This window comes from Spirosoma flavus, from assembly GCF_054778555.1.
In genome coordinates this window covers 288,912-309,438 of record NZ_BAAGZL010000006.1, presented here as the reverse complement: position 1 = coordinate 309,438, position 20,527 = coordinate 288,912, and the positions used below count along the sequence as shown (strand labels likewise).

The following is a 20,527-nucleotide window of genomic DNA, read 5'->3' as shown; positions in this document are numbered from 1 at the left end:
TGTCTAATTTTGAGAAGTTTCCATCTTTTTGATGTCGGTTCCTAACCGTTGGAGGTAGGCGATAAGCGCCACGATTTCGCGGTCAGGTTGTACCTTGATGCCATCTTTCGCCAGTCGTGCACTGACTTCATCGGCCTGCTTTTTCAGGTCTTCTCCGGCATAGCTAATGGCCTGATCTTCATACGGAACACCGACTTTACGTAGCGCCGTCAGCTTATCGGCCGTGCGTGTTACGTCCAGCTTTTGGGTCAGCAGCCAGGGGTAGGAAGGCATAATCGAGCCGGGCGACATGGACGAAGGATCGCGCATGTGGTGGTAGTGCCACGAGTCTGGATATTTGCCGCCTTCCCGGTGCAAATCGGGGCCGGTACGTTTGCTGCCCCATAGAAACGGGTGGTCATAAACGAACTCACCGGCTTTCGAATATTCGCCGTAGCGTTCGGTTTCCGACCGAAACGGGCGTACCATCTGGCTATGGCAGCCCACGCAGCCTTCGCGGATGTAGAGATCGCGCCCTTCAACTTCCAGCGCCGTGTAGGGCTGCACCGCCGAAATGGTTGGTACGTTGCTCTGCACCATAAACGTCGGTACCAGCTCAATCAGCGACCCGATCAAAATAACAACCAGCGAGCCAACGAGTAGGGGAACGGGTTTGCGTTCGAACCAGCGGTGCCAGTACGTATCGCTTCCCATTGGCACAAATGCTTTGGCTAATGAGGGCGCTTCGGCGGGTTCATTGGCCGTGAGCGAACCGGCCGCCATCGTTTTGAAAAGGTTATACCCCATCAACATTGCCCCGATCAGATAAAGCGTACCGCCAATGGCCCGCATCTGGTGCATGGGCAACAGCCGGAGAGTGGTTTCGAGAAAATTGCCGTAACGTAGCGTTCCTTCTGGCGTAAATTCTTTCCACATCATGCCCTGCGTAAAGCCCGACATGTACATCGGTATGGCATAAAACAGGATTCCTAACGTACCGAGCCAGAAGTGGATATTCAGCAACTTTTTGGAATACAGAGGAGTATGGTACATTCGTGGAAGGAGCCAGTAGAGCATGGCGAACGTCAGAAAGCCGTTCCAGCCCAGCGCCCCTACGTGTACGTGCGCCACGATCCAGTCGGTGAAGTGCGCGATGGCGTTGACGTTCTTGAGCGAAAGCATCGGCCCTTCGAACGTAGCCATACCGTAGGCGGTCAGTCCGACGACCATGAATTTCAGAATGGCATCTTCACGAACTTTATCCCAGGCACCCCGTAGCGTCAGCAAGCCGTTGATCATCCCGCCCCAGGATGGTGCAATCAGCATAATTGAAAATACTACGCCCAGTGACTGTGCCCAATCGGGTAAGGAACTGTAGAGCAAATGGTGTGGCCCCGCCCAGATATAGATGAAAATCAGTGCCCAGAAGTGCAGAATGGACAACCGATACGAGTAAACAGGCCGGTTCGCCATCTTGGGCAGAAAGTAATACATCATCCCCAGATAGGGCGTTGTCAGGAAGAACGCCACCGCATTATGCCCGTACCACCACTGCACCAGCGCGTCCTGCACCCCCGCATAAAGCGAGTAACTTTTGAGAAAACTAACCGGTATTTCTCCTGAATTGATGATGTGCAGCACGGCGATGGTAACGAACGTAGCGATGTAAAACCAGATTGCTACGTAGAGGTGTCGTTCGCGTCGTTTGATGATGGTGCCAAACATATTGATGCCGAAAACCACCCAGATCAACGTAATGGCGATATCAATCGGCCATTCCAGTTCAGCATATTCTTTGGACGTCGTAAGGCCCAGCGGCAACGTAGCAACTGCCGACAGAATGATCAGTTGCCAGCCCCAGAAGTGAATTTTGCTCAGCAAATCGGAGAACATGCGGGCTTTGCAGAGCCGTTGCAGGGAGTAATAAACACCCATGAAAATAGCGTTTCCCACGAACGCGAAAATAACTGCGTTGGTGTGCAGGGGACGGATTCGCCCGAACGTAGTGTACTGATTACCAAGGTTTGCGGCCGGGGCAAATAACTGGCTGGCGGCAATGACGCCCACGAGCATGCCGATAATTCCCCAGATGATGGTGGCCACCGCGAAGTTTCGAACGATGCGATTGTCGTAGGCAAATTGCTCGATGGGCAGCAGGCCGGGAGTCGGTTTTAGGCCGGGGGGCTGACCGAGGGTTTCGCGTTCCGGTGAGATGATCGTGACCGGTTTGTTGGTTGGGACATTCATAGTAACGATGAACGGAATTGTTAAATGGAAGAATCTGTGTCAGGGGTGTCGCTGTCGTCGAGCAGAATTCGGAGCGACGGCGTGTATAAATCGTCCTGCTGGCCGGTTCGCATCGCCCAGATGAAGGCGGCCAGAAATCCCAGCGCCATCAGCAAACTGATTCCGATCATGAAAAAGAGGATAGCCATACAGTTGACTTTTGATAGGCCAAAAGTCCGGCTTTGTCGGTTGGCGCCCGATGAGTTTCGTCATACTGCGACCTGATTGGCGGAGCGCGGCACTTAACCTTAATCAGCTCGTAGCATGACGGTGGTTAGTGCTGTTCAGCGAGGAGAAGGACACTTTTGCCCTGTCAATTGATTGCCGAATTCATGGAAAACTTCACCGCATCCCTGCAAGCCTGCCGGGCTCAGCATCAATCCTGGGCGACTACACTGAACGAAAGTGAACAGGAAATCGACCATTTATTAAATCTGCTGGATGAATTACCGGCCGACAGGTTTCGCAGCCTTTACGATCACAAAGTTGATTTCACCAAAAGCCTTGAGCAGTTGAAACTTCGCATCCATAGGCTTCAGCGAGAGGTAGTTTGCCGGGGGCAGTTCTGTTCAGCCAGTACGTTCATGGCGTCGGTCTGTTCGGATACGCACTTTATAGCTAGGTCGGCGGTCAATTCGCCAATTGCTACGCTGCCAATTGAATGTAGTCTGGTGAAGCAGCGTTTTCAAGCCTTTTTGGGCCAGCTCATGGGCCTCAATCTGATTTAATCGGCAGTTGCTACGTGCCAGATCGCTTTAACTACCATTTTTCTATATGCTTATTGTCGCCTTTTTTCTGGGGCACTGGTATTTATCGGTGCTCATGCAAACGTTTTTTCTCCACCGATACGCTGCCCACCAGATGTTCACGATGAGCCGGGGTTGGGAAAAGTTCTTTTATGTACTGACGTTTATTAGTCAGGGCTCGTCGTTTTTAAGTCCAAGAGCGTACGGGATTATGCACCGACTTCACCACGCTCACGCCGATACCGAGCACGACCCGCACTCGCCGGAGTTTTCCAAAAACCTGTTCGACATGATGTGGAAAACCCGACTGTATTATAACGACATCCTCAACAACCGCGACAGTATTGCCGCCAAATTCAAGAAAGGGGTGCCAAACTGGGCATGGATGGAGTGGTTTGGCGACCGCTGGCTGGTACGTCTGGGCTGGATAGCGATCTACACGGCAATCTACGTAGCATTTGCACCCTCGCTCTGGTGGTTCCTGTTGCTGCCGATTCATTTTCTGATGGGCCCGGTTCACGGAGCCATCATCAACTGGTACGCCCACCGCTACGGCTATACCAATTTTGTGGTGAATGATACCGCCAAAAATCTATTACCGTTTGATTTTCTGATGATGGGTGAATCGTACCATAACAACCACCATAAATTTGGCGGACGACCCAATTTCGGCGGTTTTCGCTGGCACGAATTCGACCCGGCCTATCCGATGATTCGATTACTGGATAAGCTGGGCGTAATCCAGCTTCGGACAGGGCGGGATGAAGCGTATATGTAAAGGACTGGCGTGTAATTTTTAGCAAAACAAAAATTGCTATACGTTCTTTTTAATCAATTTGTACCACCGCATACCTACTGTTGCGATCAGGACCATTGTTATTGAACTGAGTGGCATTAAAATAGCCGCAACAACCGGCGATAGGTGACCCGTAGCGGCAAACGTTAGCCCAACAAAATTGTACAGCAGCGACACAACGAAACTGTACCGGATAAGCCGCATCGCATACCGACTGTAGTCCATAAAACGGGATAAATCCTTCAGGTGACTGGCTTCCAGAATGGCATCGCTGGCGGGCGTAAACTGAAGCGTATCATCCGTAACGGCGATACCGACATCGGCCTGTTTCAGAGCTCCGGCATCATTCAGACCATCGCCAATCATCAGTACCCGCTGCCCTTCTTTCTGTAATTTGCTGATAAACTGAAGTTTGTCCTGTGGGCTACAGGCGAACTGCATAGAGTCATCCAAAAACCAGGGCTTCAGTTCATCGCGACTGGCGTTTGTATCACCAGACAGTAAATAGGGACGTAGTTTCTGCTGTACAATGTTCGTTAGCAAATCGCTAATGCCCGGACGTAGCTGGTCCGCGAACTGAAATCGCCCGCGATACGTACCGTCGATGCTCATGTGAATTGTTGTTCCTTCTTTTTCTTTGTAGCCTTTCACAAACTCGCCACGTCCCATTTTCACAAGCTGATCATCGACCAAACCAACTAAACCTTGTCCAGGTAATTCGGTAAAATTTTCTACCTCGACAGGTGATGCATCAGCCAGATATTGGCTCAGTTTCCGGCTCAGTGGATGCGACGACTGACTTACTAAAGCCCGAATCATGGCCCGCTCTATGCTGGTAAGAGGCTGGCCAAAATATTCCGTTATAGTCTCGGAAGCAGGCGTAGTTAAGGTACCGGTTTTGTCGAAAACGACCGTATCGCACTGCGTGAGCCGTTCGATTACGTCGGTGTTTTTGAGGTAGAAACCATGCTTACTCAACAACCGAAGCACATGCCCCAACGCTACCGGATAGGAAAGCGACAGTACACATGGGCAGGCCACGATCAGAACTGCTGTAAACGCATTGACCGCCGTAGTTGGCTGCCCTGCCCAGACGTACCAGTACGTACCGATCAATGTAGCAAGCGTCAAAATGCTGAACGTGAAATACTTACCTACTACGTCGGCAAACGTTCGTATTCGGCTCGATTGCTCTTTCTGGAACGTATCGTTGTTCCAAAGCTGGGTGAGGTAGCTATGTGATACGTCGCGGACAAGCTCCAGATCGATACGTCCGCCCATTTGCCGTCCGCCCGCGTAGAGCAGAGCACCCGGCTCTTTTGGCTCCGGCACCGATTCGCCCGTCACAAACGAATAATCAATCAGGCCATCGCCCCGATACAGCAATCCATCGGCGGGAATTAACTCACCATGACGTACCCGGATGCGGTCGCCTTTCAGAAGATCAGCCACAGCGGTAACCACTTCTCGCTCGCCCACAATTCGCTGAACGGCCAGCGGAAAATACGATTTGTAATCACGCTCGAAGGAAAGAAAATCGAAGGTGCGCTGCTGAAACCATTTCCCGCATAACAGAAAGAAAATCAAGCCCGCTACAGAGTCGTAATAACCCGCTCCAGCCAGGGCAAATACTTCGTACGTCCCTCGAAAATAAGCTACCAGAATTCCCAGAAGAATTGGAACATCAATGTTGATAATACCCTGACGAAGACTTTTCCAGACCGACGTAAAGAAACCCGACCCCGAATAGAAAACCACCGGAGTAGCCAGTATCAGGTTGATTACGCCGAACCAGTGCTTGAAGGAAAGATCATCCAGGCCGAGGTATTCCGGAAAGCTGAACAGCATGATGTTACCCGCACAGAAGCCTGCCACCGCCAGCCGGAAAAGCAACGGCCTGTCGGTATGTTTTTGCTCCTGCTTCACTACGTCGTTAAGGCTAATCAGCGGCTCATAGCCCAGTGAGGTGAGCAGTTCCGCTACGTGCCGCAGCGATACGTTGGCAGGATTGAAAACCAGATGAACCTGTTTCTTCAGGAAATCAACGCGCGACTGCTCGATACCTGAATCTATACGATAAAGGTGTTCGAGTAACCACAGGCACGATGAGCAGTGAATGGTTGGTACGTAGAACGTTACGTGCGCTACGTTGTCATTCTGAAAGTCAATTAGCTTAGCCGCGATGTCGGGTAAATCAAGAAAAGCAAAGCGCTCATTGGTGGGCGACTTCGATTTACTGGCTGCGCCGGGAGTTGGATTCAAGTCATAATAGTGGCAGAGCTGGTGCTTGTTCAAGACCTGATACACGGTTTGGCAACCCGAGCAACAAAACGGTTTATCGTCAAAAAACAGAGCATCTCCGGAACAGTCATTACCGCAATGGTAACAGCTTGTCTGAGTTGGTTGAGCAGTAATCATACGTACTGATGTTTCCTCAAAAATGCGCTTGGCTGCTTACACTTAAGCCAGTGTAAATCAGTACATCGGGTGATTTTGGTCATAAGCTCTGCATCGTTGAACGGGGAAATTTGTCATACCTGATCACTATCATGAATCGATCTGGGATTTTGGATGAATAACTCTCTCATTGCCAAATACAACGTAGCCGGACCCCGCTACACCAGTTACCCGACCGTACCGTTCTGGAATACAGCCGCTTTTACCGAAGCAGGCTGGCAGCAGCGGCTCACTACGTCCTATGCCGAGAGTAACTACGCGGAAGGAATCAGCCTTTACATACACCTGCCTTTCTGCGAAAGCTTGTGTACGTTTTGTGGCTGCAACAAGCATATTACCAAAAATCACAGCGTAGAAACTTCCTATATCGACGCCGTACTTGCGGAATGGGAAATGTATGTCAACTGGCTGGAGGAACGGCCGCGCATTGCCGAACTGCATTTGGGCGGAGGAACGCCCAGTTTCTTCTCCCCTAGCGAATTAGGACGACTGCTGAGTGGAATCTTCCGGTTTGCCGACGTAGTAGATAAGCCAGATTTTGGCTGGGAGGGTCATCCGAACAACACAACGGCTGAACACCTGCAAACGCTGTATGATTTCGGATTCCGGCGGGTGAGTTTTGGCGTTCAGGATTACGATCCGGTGGTGCAGCAGGCGATTCACCGATTTCAACCCTTTGCTAACGTAGCGCGGGTCACGGAACAGGCGCGGGCAATTGGATACACGTCCATCAGCCACGATCTGGTTTTTGGGCTACCGTTTCAGAAGCCGTCGTCTATTCAGAATACTATTGCCCAAACACAGTTGCTACGTCCCGACCGAATCGCGTTTTATTCGTACGCCCATGTACCCTGGATAAAAGGCAATGGGCAGCGGGGTTTCCGGGATGAAGATCTGCCAGCCGGCGATCAGAAGCGGGAATTATACGAAATCGGTCGCGCGCTTTTGCAGGAAGGTAACTATGATGAGATCGGCATGGATCATTTTGCGATGCCGCACGATACGTTGCATAAAGCCATGAAAACAGGGCAGTTGCATCGCAATTTCATGGGATATACCACTACCCGCACCAACGTACTAGTTGGACTTGGAGCCTCGGCCATCAGCGACATTGGCACCGCCTTTATGCAGAACGAAAAGACGGTAGCTGAATACCTTCAGGCGATTCAACAGGGTCGATTCCCGATTCTTCGGGGCCACCTGCTTACGGACCGTGATACGTTCATTCGCCAGCAAATCCTTAACATCATGTGCCGTTTCCAAACGTCCTGGCAACATAGCGACTGGAGTTCATCTGAATGGGAAACACTTAGCGAACAGTTAGCCGATTTCGCAGCCGATGGGTTACTTGAACATGACGATACGTCGTTGGTGATACGTACCAGCGGACGTCCATTTCTACGTAACATCTGCATGGCTTTTGATACGTATCTGAATCGGCAAAAAACGGCTGAACGATTATTTTCTCAGACGGTTTAATCCGATCTGAGAACCCTTCTTCAGGCAATGATTCACGTTGCCTGAAGAAGGGTTTCAGTCAGTTATACGTTCGTCAAACTACTGCCATTAATGGAATGTCGGTCAGGCGGGCAACGCGTTGAGTTTCTCCTTCGCTCAGCAGGCGCGTAAACCAGTTGCGGCTTTGTGGAAGCATCATCAGCAAGTCAGCCATGTTTGCGTGCGCAAAGCCGAGTAAGGTTTTGTACACATATTTGCCCGGCAAAATGGTCAGCGTATGCGGTGTATGGGCGAGCAGCTGGCGGACATGTACGGCTCGGTTTTTGAGTACGGGGTCGTCTGGATTGTCGTTGATACATAGTACGTTAACCACGCATCCAAGGTGACGAGCCCACCCAAGCGCCGTGCTGAACACGAGGGCGTCGGGTGGTGTGGTAAGGTCGATGCCTAATACCACATTCTTCAATTCTTCGTAGCTGACGGAAGGCGGAATGAGCAGTATCGGCACGGCCGTTTCGCCTACCATTTCCGTTGCTACGCTGCCCAATAGCTGGGCGCTCTGAGGAGCCGAACCCACGGTAGACATAATCAGTAGATTGGCCTTTTCGGTTTCTGTGACTTCACGAAGAGCTGGAATGGCATAGCCCTCTTTGGTGATGCACTGTATAGGTATCGAATCGTCGTAACGTTGTTGTAACTCCTTCGCCAGCTGATGAAGTCGCTTCTGGCTGTCATCGAAAAGGGTGCTGTCATCGAGGGGGAAATTGCCGCCCATTTCAGCCGGATTAGTCGGCCAGAAATGGAAGGCGTTTACTAAAACCAGCTTTGCGTTTTGCGTATGTGCCAATCGCCAGGCAAAATGCACCGCCTTGTTGGCATTAGCAGAAAAATCAGTAGCAACGACGAATGTATTCATGGCTTTGGAGTGTTTCTTCAGAGTATTGTTTCGTGTTTGTACTACGACAAAACAACACAATCGAAACCCTGCCAATGATGACACAAGTCATATTAGCTGCTGATTAGTAGGAGTTTATATACTGTTTATTGTCATCTCTGCGCAAATCAGGCTTATCCAGACTTCAGATAACTGGCTGCGGCTTTCTGTAGTCCTGCCACCGCGCTGCGAATTGACTTTTATATGTTTTTCCGATAGGTATAACTGACTCATTTATATGTAGTTGATTTCGATTTAAATGCACCTGTGTTATTCGGTCGATATTGACCCAAAATCCTTTGTGAACCTGCACGAAACGACTATCTAACGCTTTGCTGAGCTTGACCAGTGATTGCTTTAGTACGTAATGGTTTTGCTGCGTATGAATGGTCGAATAATTTTTGTCGGTGCTGATATAGAGTATTTTATCAAATGATACTGAAAGCCGCTGACCGTTGAAGTTACGAACGTTAACTCCTTTTGACGTAGCAGACGTCGTAGTATGGCTGGCCAGCGAGTCGATCATCGAACGTAACGTTAAGGCATGAAACGGCCTCACCAGAAAATGGGCGTGATTAAACTCCGCTGCCCGTAAGTACGTCTCCTCGCTGGGACAGTCGCTGATGAAAATAATGGAGCTTTGAAGGTTAGAGATGCTCCGGAGTAAGGCGATTGTATCGTCTTTGTTTATCAGCGTTTCACAAATAATCAGATTGATCGACTGGGTTTTGAGCAGGTCAATCGTGGCAGAAGCGTTGTTACTTCGTACTGTTTTGTAGCCTAGCGATTCCACAAACGACGCTATCTCATTGGCACATTCATCTGCATCTACAACAATTAAGGCATTCATAGACTAACCACTTGTTAGTGAATAATCGTTAAACTTTCTTATCCTGAGAACAGGGTTGTTTTAGGGCTAAAATAGTTATCGAACGTGACTGTTTATCCATTTACTTACCCATTTCGATCAGCGAAGCCAGACGAATTATATAACAGCCTGACACTGAAATAAATGCTCACTGAAGTTCTTTTGTAAAGGTTTCGTTGGGCCAAAGTTGCTACTATTTGGCATCAAAATTGACAAGGTGCTCACGCTTCCGTCAGCGTTCGAAAGAACGTATCAAATCCTCTCTACTGCTGCCTTTCGTCACCTTTTTTTGACGTTGGTCACCAAATCTATATTTTTCGTATAGGCTTTGTTATCATAAAAAGCAATCAGTTAACATTTTATTTATTTTTGTAATCCCTAATAAATTGAATAGTTAGCTAATTGGATAAACTTATACTAATAAAGCGCTAAAAAGGCTTATCTGACCTCAATTATCTGTCGCTAGTTAAGCCCTATTGCGATGCTCACGTTATTTTATGGAATGCACTGTATACCACAACTATTTGATGCGGTTGATATGGGTAAGCATTCCCTTGGCCCTACTACTTACTATCGTCTGCCCAATAGCTGTAAAGGCACAGACTTATCCCTGTAATTACCGAAATCTGACAGTTACCAACTATCCCAGCGCTACGGTTGTAGGGGCACGTACGGGTGGCGTAGGCGGTCTTTTGGGTATTATTGGCGTTGGCAGCGTTACCAGTGCGGCAAACGTAGCTGATGCGTCCACGGTCAATTCGGCGTCGATAAACGCGTCGAATCTTCAGGGTAGCGGTGGCCAGATATCCGTTGGAATCAGCACGACCGTTCCGGCGGGGGCCATTGCTGGATACGTAATAGGCACTAATACGGCACTGGGTTCAAATCTACAGGCGTCAACCACTATCAGAACCTATCTGGGCGGTACGTTGCAGGAATCATCGACCTCATCGACACTGATGAGTATGCCACAGTTGGCAGGTTCAGGACAGGTTGCGCTCGGGTTTACGACAACGCTGCCTTTTGATGAGGTTCAGGTTGTAATCGCAAATGCCGTTGGCGTTCAGTCGAGTACGCCGGTCTTTTTTCCATTCGTGCAATACAGCACCTTAACGGCAACCCCTATCGTCACCAACGCCAGCAGTTCCACCGCTGCCGATGGGGCTATAAATCTTACTGTAGCGGGTGGTCGCACGCCGTATACGTATCGGTGGAGCACAAATGCTACTAGTCAGAACGTAAGTGGCCTTTCGACGGGCACTTATTCCGTAACTGTAACCGACGCCAACAGTTGTACCCTCACAACATCGGCGACGGTAGGAATTCGCGTTGCTGCCTGCCCCATTCCGGGACAAAACGGATTTACCGTCTTTACATTTTCGGCACCGACAAGCTCGGGTTCGGGACTCACTAAAACAGCCCGGTATAGTAACGTAGCTACCATAAATGGCCAATCTGTAGATATTGTTGGTAGGGTGCTGAGTTATACAACGACAAATGCGCTTCCTGTTTCCACAACGAGCCCCGTCAACTTTGCGAATACTGGTACACAGGCCCAGTTCATCTTATACGGTGCCAACTCGCAGGCTTCCGTTCGCTGGACCGTCGTTGCATCCGGTACAAACACGCCAGTTCCTTTTCAGGGAACATTTACTCTGGGAGATATAGACAAAATTACGAGCGGTACGGCAGTCAGCCGTCTGGAAGGAATTTCCATAGCAAAGTCGGCGATATATTCTTTTAAGTTAAATGTACCCGCCAATACCGCAACAATTGATCAGGGCAATGCCTACCGTTTTGAGGGCACTGCCGAACAGTCGAGTGGTGACTCGCCCCGGTATGCTGTAGCGCTCAGTTTTGTGGGCTTATCTTCTTTTGATATAACCTACACAAAAAATGGAACAGAATTAGAAACGCAGGGTGCTGGATACACGTTCGATGGCAGCAATGCCATTGTATTCGATGCCACAACAACATGTACGCCCGTACTTGATACAGACGGTGATGGCATTCCGGATGCAAACGATATAGATGACGATAACGACGGTATATTAGATGATACAGAAGGCGTTCTGGCCGATCCGGATAGCGATGGAATCGCGAATGCCCTTGATCTGGATTCGGACGGCGACGGTATTCCGGATAACGTTGAGGCACAGGCTACAAACAGCTATGTCCCATCGAACACAACCGTCACGGCGTTGGGGCTCCCAACCGCTTACTCTGCTTCCGGGGGACTAACACCTGTTAATACCGACGGAGCCGACACGCCCGATTACCTCGATTTAGACAGTGATAACGATACAAAAACCGACGTTAGTGAAGCTGGATTGACCGTGTCAGCGACGGATACAGACAGAGATGGTCTGGACAATAATAATGATGCGAATACGGCGGCTTTCGGTCCTGCCAGCGCCAACATTACTAATCCACTGACAAAGTACCCATCTAATAGCACTCAGGTTTTATGGCGGGTCAAGGAAGGTGCTTTTGCCTTCGGAAACTGCGCCAACGCCACCGTAACGGGCACGTTTGTGACCGGTAGTCCATCAACAGGTGTTTTAACCATTCCCGTCACTACCACGCGCGACGGTCAGGTTATCGTTTCTGTAGCTGGTCCGGGATTTACTGCGTCTCCAACTTCCGCCACGTTAACGCTGGTTGCCAGTCAGACCGCCTTACAGATTCCTATTTCTTATGACGGATCAGGTTCCGTTGGAACCCGCACCGTAACGGTTTCATCTACGCAGGCGACCGGCACGTGCTCGTCAACAATTGCCGTGATTGGATTACCAGATCTGACCCTTTCTTTAGCCCAGCCAACGCCTTCATTACTGGTTGGCCAAACCAGTAACCTGCCGATTATCATTGGCAATGCGGGTTCGGCGGCAACCAGTGGCCCGATAACGACTACCCTGATTGTTCCGGCGAATGTGGTCACGCCCGCATCGTTCACGAGTGGTGGATTTGCCTGCGTCACTACAGGGTCGAATGTTACCTGTACCAGCTCCGCAATCCTGGCTACGGGTGCCAGCTCGACGATCATAGTGCCGATAACACCGGGAGTAGCTACCGCCGGAACGACATTGAGCTTCAGTGCACTTGTAACGACCACAACGCCCGAAGCAAGCGTAACGAATAATGCAGGGGTTGTCTCGGCCTTTGTCAGTTCAAGCGTAACCGCCAGACCCGATGCGGGCACGGTGAGTGCCGGAATCGGTGGCACAGCCGTAGCCAACGTAGCGACCAATGACGTTGTTAATACAGTGGCCGCTACGTTAGGAGCAGGGGGAAATGCTACAGTGGCTCAAGTCGGTACGTATCCCCCGGGTATTACCCTCAATACCACAACCGGCAGCATCAGTGTGGCCGTTGGCACCACGCCGGGTAATTACACCCTCGTCTATCAACTCTGCGATCAGCTTACAACGCCCGTCTGCGCCACCACTACGGTAGCCATTACCGTCACGCCCAGCATTACCGCTATAGTCGACGCGGGAACGGTTTCAGCCGGTACGGGCGGAACGGCCATCGCCAACGTACGCGCCAACGATCTGGTCAACGGATTAACCGCTACCAGTGCGAACTCCAGCCTGAGTCTGGTCGGCACTAGTTCGGCCAGCCTGGTTCTTAACACTGCAACCGGCAGTGTGAGCGTAGCGCAGGGTACTCCACCGGGAGCGTACTCATTAGTTTACTCGCTGTGTAGCACTCTAGGCACCACTACCTGCACTACGGGTGTCGCCAACGTAACGGTCACCCCCAGCGTCGCACCTGTTGCTGATGCGGGTACGGTTTCGGCCGGAACGGGCGGAACGGCGGTAGCTAACGTAGCGGCTAACGACGTAGTAAATGGCGTACCCGCTACGTTAAGTGGACCTGGAAACGCTACGTTGACAACAATAGGTACTTATCCTTCTGGTATCAGCCTGAACACCACTACAGGTAGTGTCAGCGTGGCACAGGGAACCACACCTGGTACCTACACCGTCGGCTACCAGATTTGCGACCGCCTTGCCACGCCGACCTGCGCCACCACAACGGTTACCGTCACCGTTACGCCCAGCGTAGTCGCCAACCCCGATGCGGGTACGGTGAGTGCGGGTAGCGGTGGAACCGCTGTTGCCGACGTTCGGGCCAACGATGTGGTCAATGGCTTACCCGCTAGCAGTGCCAACTCCAGTCTGAGTCTGGTCAGTAGCAGTTCGGCGAGCCTTGTTTTCAATACAGCCACCGGCAGCGTCAGTGTGGCGCAGGGCACCGCCCCCGGTACCTATTCGTTGGTTTACTCCTTATGCAGCACCTTAGGTACGACAACCTGCACAACGGGTGTAGTCAACCTAACGGTTACGGCTAGTGTAGTCGCCAATCCCGATGCGGGTACGGTTTCGGCAGGGACTGGCGGAACGGCCGTCGTCAACGTAGCGGCTAATGACGTAGTGAATGGAGTAGCTGCCAATCTGGCAACGAATGCTACGTTGACAACCGTTGGCGTGTATCCCAATGGAGTCACGTTGAATACAACGACCGGCTCAGTGAGCGTAGCCGTGGGAACAGCGCCCGGTACCTATACCATTGCTTATCAGATTTGTGACCGGCTTACCACACCCACCTGTGCCACTACGACGGTAACTATCACTGTCACGCCCAGCGTAGTCGCCAATCCCGATGCGGGAACGGTGAGTGCCGGTAGTGGTGGAACGGCCGTCGCCAACGTAGCGGCCAACGACGTAGTGAATGGGGTAGGAGCTACATTAAGTGGACCCGGCAATGCTACGTTAACAACCGTCGGTACATATCCCCCAGGCATCACGCTAAATGCGGCTACTGGATCAATCAGTGTGGCTCAGGGCACGGCTCCAGGTACATATACGGTTGGCTATCAGATCTGCGACCGGCTTGCAACACCGACTTGCGCCACTACATCCGTCTCGATTACCGTTACGCCCAGCGTCGTGGCTAATCCGGATGCGGGTACGGTTTCAGCCGGAACGGGCGGAACGGCGGTAGCTAACGTAGCGGCTAACGACGTAGTAAATGGCGTACCCGCTACGTTAAGTGGACCTGGAAATGCTACGTTGACAACAATAGGTACTTATCCTTCTGGTATCAGCCTGAACACCGCTACAGGTAGTGTCAGCATTGCGCAGGGAACGGCCCCCGGCTCGTACACAATAGCGTATCAAATCTGTGATCGGCTAACAACACCTACCTGCGCCACTACGTCGGTAACGATTACCGTTACACCCAGCGTGGTCGCTAACCCTGATGCCGGTACAATTTCATCTGGTACGGGCGGCACAGCCGTGGCGAACGTAGCTACCAATGATGTAGTAAACGGCGTACCCGCTACGTTGACTGGTCCCGGTAATGCTACCCTGTCCGTAGTAGGCACTTATCCGTCAGGTATTACCCTTAACACCACGACCGGTAGCGTAAGTGTGGCCGCCGGTACTACGCCAAATACATACACGGTAGCTTACCAGGTTTGTGATCGACTTGCCACACCTACCTGCGCTACTACGTCGGTGACGATCACCGTTACGCCTAGTGTAACAGCCAGCCCGGATGCGGGTACAGTTTCAGCCGGAACAGGTGGTACGGCGGTAGCCAATGTGCGTGCTAATGATCTAGTTAACAGCCTTCCGGCTACGTCCGCAAACTCCAGTATCAGTCTGGTTAGCACGAACTCAGCAGGTATCAGTCTGAACACCAGTACCGGTAGCGTAAGTGTAGCGCAAGGTACGGCACCCGGATCCTACTCATTAGTTTACTCGTTATGTAGCACAGTCGGCACGACGACTTGCACGACGGGCGTAGTCAATGTGACTGTAACCCCCAGTGTAATTGCTAACCCTGATGCAGGCACAGTAAGCGCTGGTACAGGTGGAACGGCCGTCGCCAACGTAGCAGCCAACGACGTAGTAAACGGCGTACCCGCTACGTTGACTGGTCCCGGTAATGCTACGTTGACAACAATAGGCACGTACCCGCCAGGAATTACATTGAATACGGCAACTGGCTCAATTAGTGTAGCTCAGGGCACAGTTCCCGGTACGTATTCGGTTGGCTATCAAATTTGTGACCGGCTTACGACACCCACCTGTGCTACTACGTCTGTAACCATTACCGTTACGCCCAGCGTCGTGGCTAATCCGGATGCGGGTACGGCAAGTGCCGGAACTGGTGGCACGGCCGTTGCCAATGTAGCGGCCAATGATTTTGTCAACGGGCTGCCCGCCACGCTGGGTAGTGGAGGTAATGCGACTCTTTTCCTGTCAGGCACCTACGCCACCGGCATTACGCTAAATACGACGACGGGTGCGGTCAGCGTCGCGTTGAGTACAACACCGGGAACCTATACCATAGCCTACCAGATTTGCGATAGACTGACCTCCACCTGCTCCACCACGACGGTAAGTGTGACGGTCGTACCCAGCGTTGTCCCCACGCCCGACAGCGGAACAATTTGTACGGGCATAGTAATCAATAATGTAGCGGCCAATGACCTAGTCAATGGACAGTCGGCCGTGCTGGGTACCAACGCTACAGTAACCAGCGTAGGCACCTATCCACCCGGCATCACACTGAATACAAGCACGGGGGCCATCAATGTAGCCACCGGTACGGCAGCAGGCTCCTATACCCTGGTTTATCAGCTTTGTTCAACCATTGGCACTCCCGCCTGTACGACGAGTACCGCAACGGTTACCGTGAATGCCTCGGTGACGGCCACACTCTCATCCGCATCGATTTGTAATGGCACCAGTGTAACACTGACCGCGACAGGAGGGAACAGTTATCGATTTGGCCCCGGTAATTCGAATACGACTGGGCTTTTAGTTGTTTCGCCAACCACTGTGGGTGTAAATCCGTATTCGGTAACGGTCACGTCTGGATTGGGCTGTTCGGCAGTAGCCACCGGCACGGTTACGGTAAACGCCCTGCCCCAGCCAACCATTTCGGGCAGTACCTCCCTGTGCGCCGGACAACCTATTTCATTAACGGCCAATCCTACCACAGGGCTTACCTATGCCTGGAGCGGGCCAGGCGGCAATCTGGGAAGTAGTAATCCGCTGATTATTCCCAACAGCACGACCGCCAACTCGGGTACGTATCAGGTGCGGGTGACGGATGCCAATGGCTGTACCGCCGTAGCCAGCCAGAATGTGACGGTCAAACCAACGCCATTGGCGCAAATTCTCAACACCAGCATCGTTTGTGCAAACAATATGCCTTCCGTAGCGATTGCCACGCAGGTGACGGGCGGCTCACCACCGGTCAGTTATGCCTGGTATCGCTCGGGTGCCGCCGGCGTTATTTCGACCTCGCCCAACCCGACATTCAGTACTGCCGATACCTATAGTCTGGTCGTTACGGATGCCAGCGGCTGTCTGAGCAACACGGCTACCGTGATGGTCATGACCCCCAATCCGCTAGCCGTAAATACGCAGACGTCCAATGCCCGCTGCTTTGGCGGACAGGGTACCATCACGGTTACGACGAATGGCGGCACAACGCCCTATACCATCAGTTATTACAATACCAGCGGCCTCATCTCATCGACACAAACGACCGGTGCCAGCACACTCACTACGGTAGCTGGAAGTTACTCGGTCGTGGTAACCGATGCCAATGGCTGTTCGCTGACGCAGGTAGCCACCATCACACAACCGCCGTTACTGACAGTTTCGCTGACGGGGGGCGGTCCGGTTTGTGCGGGTCAGGCAACCGGAACCATCACCAGTACGGTAACGGGCGGGACACCTTCCTACGCCTACTCGTGGAGTGCATCTACGGGACTGCTGGCCCAGACCACGCCCAATCTGACGGGGCTGAGTGGCGGCAGTTATTCGGTGGTGGTAACCGATGCTAATGGCTGCACGGCGGCATCTAGTGTAACCCTGCCCACCAATCCGCTGCCGAGTGCACCAACGGTCAGGGTTTCCCAGCCAACCTGCATCACCCTGACCGGCACCATCGAGGTATTGACACCGGCATCGGGCGTGCAGTATAGCTTCAACAACGGGGTTTCGTATCAGGCTTCGGCATCGCAGGCGGGCCTTCAACCGGATGTTTATCAACTGAGAGTAAGGGATAACGCGACCGGCTGCGAATCGCCGGTTACCAGCGTCACCATCAACCCGGTGCCGTCTCCACCGATTGTCTCGATACTCGGTAGTACCACCTACTGTACCGGCCAGCCGATCAGCCTGACGGCCAATCCGGTCAGCAATGTCAGCTACGCCTGGAGTGGGCCGGACGGCAACCTCGGTACGGCAAATCCGGTGGTAGTGCTGAACCCGACACCGGCCCAGTCGGGAACGTACCGGGTGCTGGTGACCGATGCTAATGGCTGCACGGCGACGGCCAGTACCGATGTGACCGTGTATCCATTGCCGATCGCTACGCTGGCGGTCAATTCGCTCACGACCTGCTACGGCCAACCCATCAGCCTGACAGCAGGTGGCGGCACTAGCTATGCCTTTTCGGCCAATGTAAGCGGCATAACCGGCAACGTAGCCAGTTTCACCGCCGGACTGGGTACAGCTCAATATTCTGTCACCGCTACGTCGGCTCAGGGATGTGTGTCGCTGCCAACAACGGTAACGGTAACGGTTTCTTCCTGCATCAGTCCGGTGCCTGATAGTGGTACAGTATCTGCCGGCGCGGGCGGGGTGGCTGTCCTGAATGTGGCGGCCAACGATCAGGTCAATCTCAACCCGGCGGTACTGGGCACCGGCGGCAATGCGACTATTGCGGCTGTTGGCACGTATCCTAACGGAATCACCCTGGATACCACGACGGGTTCGATTAGTGTAGCAATTGGTACGTCGCCGGGTACGTATACGGTTGGTTATCAGCTTTGCGATCAACTCACTCCGACAACCTGTGCGACCACGATTGTCACAATTACTGTTACCCAAAGCGTGACGGCTAATCCTGATTCAGGAACAGTGGGTAGCGGCAGCGGAGGCTCGGCTATCATCAACGTAGCCGCTAATGACGTAGTGAACGGACAACCAGCTACGTTGGGAGCGGGTGGTAACGCTACGTTATCGCCAGTCGGTACGTACCCAACAGGTATCACGCTCAACTCGGCGACTGGTTCAATAGACGTAGCAATAGGAACGACTCAGGGTTCTTATACCGTCACGTATCAAATCTGCGACCGGCTTAGTACACCCGTATGCGCCACTGCCACGGCAACAATTACGGTTACGGCGCTGAGTCCGATAACGTTACCGGACGTAGCAGCTACTCGGCCTAACGTAGCGGTGGCTGGTAACGTACTAACGAATGATCGCGACCTGCAAGGTTTACCGTTAACTGCTACGTTACTAGGAACACCAGCGGGCGGTACGGTAACGCTAAACCCGGATGGAAGCTACACGTTTACCCCATCCGCCGACTTTACGGGTGTGGCTAGTTTCTGCTACAGTGCCAGTAATTCGGCAGGGTTGAGTAGTAGCGCCTGTGTGAGTATCAACGTAGAGGTCGACCCAGATGGTAGTAATGTAAAACCGATTGCTACGAATGATAACGTAAGAGTTTATCAGAATCAGGCCGTTACGTTGTTCGTACTGGCAAACGATACCGATCCCAACAGTGCTACGTCGCTGAATGGGCAATTAACCAATCCCACCCTTCTGGCTCAGCCTGCCCAGGGAACGGCGTTCGTCAACGGCGACGGATCGATAACCTACATAGCGCCCGGTACGTTTACCGGCGTGACCAGCTTCGCTTACCGGATTTGCGACCGCGCAACGCCCGCCTTATGCGCAACAGCAACCGTGACTCTCAACGTATTGGCTACTCCGCCAGCTGGTACTACGTTATCGCCGGTAAGTGTCGATGATTTTGTTCTAACGCCAATCAACGCGCCTAAAACGGGGAACGTATCCGTCAATGACTATGATCCGCAGGCGCTAGCCCTAAGTTACACAGCCGGTCAGCCCGCGAGCGGCACAGTAGTGATGAGCCCAACGGGGAGCTATACCTACACCCCGGCAGCGGGCTTCACCGGACCAAACAGCTTTACGTATCAGGTGTGCAACACGGCTGGTCTGTGCGACGTAGCGACGGTTTCTATTCTGGTTCAGCCGCCACTGCCTACGGTTAGACTATCGCCACAGGTCTACTTACAGGGAGCGCTCTTCGGTGTTACGTCGGGAACGCTCATGCGCGACGATTTGCGTGTAGGTGGTTATCTGCCGACTACGCACCCGTATACGGCCCTGAATCCGATTACGCCCGTCGGTACGTTGGCCCCTAGTGTGACGGCCATTACCGGCAATGACGCCATTGTGGACTGGGTGTTCGTTGAACTCCGCTCTGAGAGCGATCCTCGTGTTACGTTGGATAGCCGGGCCGCCTTGCTGCAACGGGATGGCGACATTGTGGACGTTGACGGCGTGTCTTCATTGAGCTTCGCGCAGAGTACACTGGGTGAGTACTACGTAGTGGTGAAGCATCGCAATCACCTGGGCGTGATGAGTCAAACGGCGCTGCTTTTATCGTCTACAGTCGTTACCGTCGATTTTCGAAATATCAACATCCCCGCCTATACCAGTACAGGAACAACCAGCTATACGCAGGCAACACGCGATCAGGCACAGGTGGTGGTGCAGCAGGGGGCAGCGATGTGGGCGGGTAATGCCTTCGGCGATAATGCCGCCAATCAGCCCCGTAACCTGGTGATTTTCCAGGGATCCAGTAACGACGTCAACCAACTCTACCAGCAGGTTATCAACTCGCCAAGTAATGGGTTGGGGCTGCCCTATGTGCGAATAAAGGGGTATCTGTCGGGCGATATCAATATGGACGGCCAGGTGATTTTTCAGGGAACAGGCAACGACGTCGAATATATCTATCAAAACACGGTGAAGAACCATCCCGGCAACGTGCTGAAGGTGCCGTTCTTCATCATTCGCGAACAGGTACCATGAAAACAAAGACTTTACACAATCACCCAAACTAAAGTAGTATCAATCCAAAACAGT

The 20,527-nt window shown here is 52.3% G+C and carries 9 protein-coding genes; 4 read left to right on the top strand and 5 right to left on the bottom strand.

Annotated features, from left to right (window positions below):
- Positions 1–3 precede the first annotated feature (3 nt).
- Positions 4–2,226 (bottom strand): cytochrome-c oxidase, cbb3-type subunit I, encoded by a 2,223-nt coding sequence (gene ccoN / locus ACYVF1_RS26745; RefSeq protein WP_461084732.1) that lies wholly within the window; start codon positions 2,224–2,226, stop codon positions 4–6.
- A 20-nt stretch (positions 2,227–2,246) separates the two neighbouring features.
- A complete protein-coding gene (gene ccoS, locus ACYVF1_RS26740) occupies positions 2,247–2,414 on the bottom strand; it encodes a cbb3-type cytochrome oxidase assembly protein CcoS (RefSeq protein WP_461084730.1) in 168 nt (55 codons plus the stop codon).
- 183 nt (positions 2,415–2,597) lie between these two features.
- Between ccoS and ACYVF1_RS26735 the strand changes: the two genes are divergently transcribed.
- Both ACYVF1_RS26735 and ACYVF1_RS26730 read left to right on the top strand, forming a co-directional pair.
- Complete coding sequence (locus ACYVF1_RS26735) at positions 2,598–2,993, top strand: hypothetical protein (protein WP_461084728.1); 396 nt, start codon at positions 2,598–2,600, stop codon at positions 2,991–2,993.
- A gap of 46 nt (positions 2,994–3,039) precedes the next feature.
- On the top strand, positions 3,040–3,789 hold the full coding sequence (locus tag ACYVF1_RS26730) for an acyl-CoA desaturase (protein ID WP_461084726.1): 750 nt from the start codon (positions 3,040–3,042) through the stop codon (positions 3,787–3,789).
- A gap of 36 nt (positions 3,790–3,825) precedes the next feature.
- On the opposite strand, the gene ACYVF1_RS26725 is transcribed toward ACYVF1_RS26730, so the two are convergent.
- Positions 3,826–6,225 carry a heavy metal translocating P-type ATPase gene (locus tag ACYVF1_RS26725; RefSeq protein WP_461084724.1) on the bottom strand — a complete coding sequence of 800 codons (2,400 nt, stop codon included), beginning with the start codon at positions 6,223–6,225 and terminating at the stop codon, positions 3,826–3,828.
- A 153-nt stretch (positions 6,226–6,378) separates the two neighbouring features.
- Between ACYVF1_RS26725 and hemN the strand changes: the two genes are divergently transcribed.
- A complete protein-coding gene (gene hemN / locus ACYVF1_RS26720; RefSeq protein WP_461084722.1) occupies positions 6,379–7,743 on the top strand; it encodes an oxygen-independent coproporphyrinogen III oxidase in 1,365 nt (454 codons plus the stop codon).
- 73 nt (positions 7,744–7,816) lie between these two features.
- Here the strand turns inward: hemN and ACYVF1_RS26715 are convergent, their stop codons facing one another.
- Entirely contained in the window at positions 7,817–8,638 is an 822-nt protein-coding gene (locus tag ACYVF1_RS26715) for a universal stress protein (protein ID WP_461084720.1), read from the bottom strand.
- Positions 8,639–8,801: 163 nt separating this feature from the next.
- On the bottom strand, positions 8,802–9,506 hold the full coding sequence (locus tag ACYVF1_RS26710; RefSeq protein ID WP_461084718.1) for a LytR/AlgR family response regulator transcription factor: 705 nt from the start codon (positions 9,504–9,506) through the stop codon (positions 8,802–8,804).
- Between the two features lie 572 nt (positions 9,507–10,078).
- Between ACYVF1_RS26710 and ACYVF1_RS26705 the strand changes: the two genes are divergently transcribed.
- The gene (locus ACYVF1_RS26705) at positions 10,079–20,473 is read left to right on the top strand and encodes an Ig-like domain-containing protein (protein ID WP_461084716.1); all 10,395 of its coding nucleotides are present in this window, start codon (positions 10,079–10,081) and stop codon (positions 20,471–20,473) included.
- Positions 20,474–20,527: the final 54 nt, after the last annotated feature.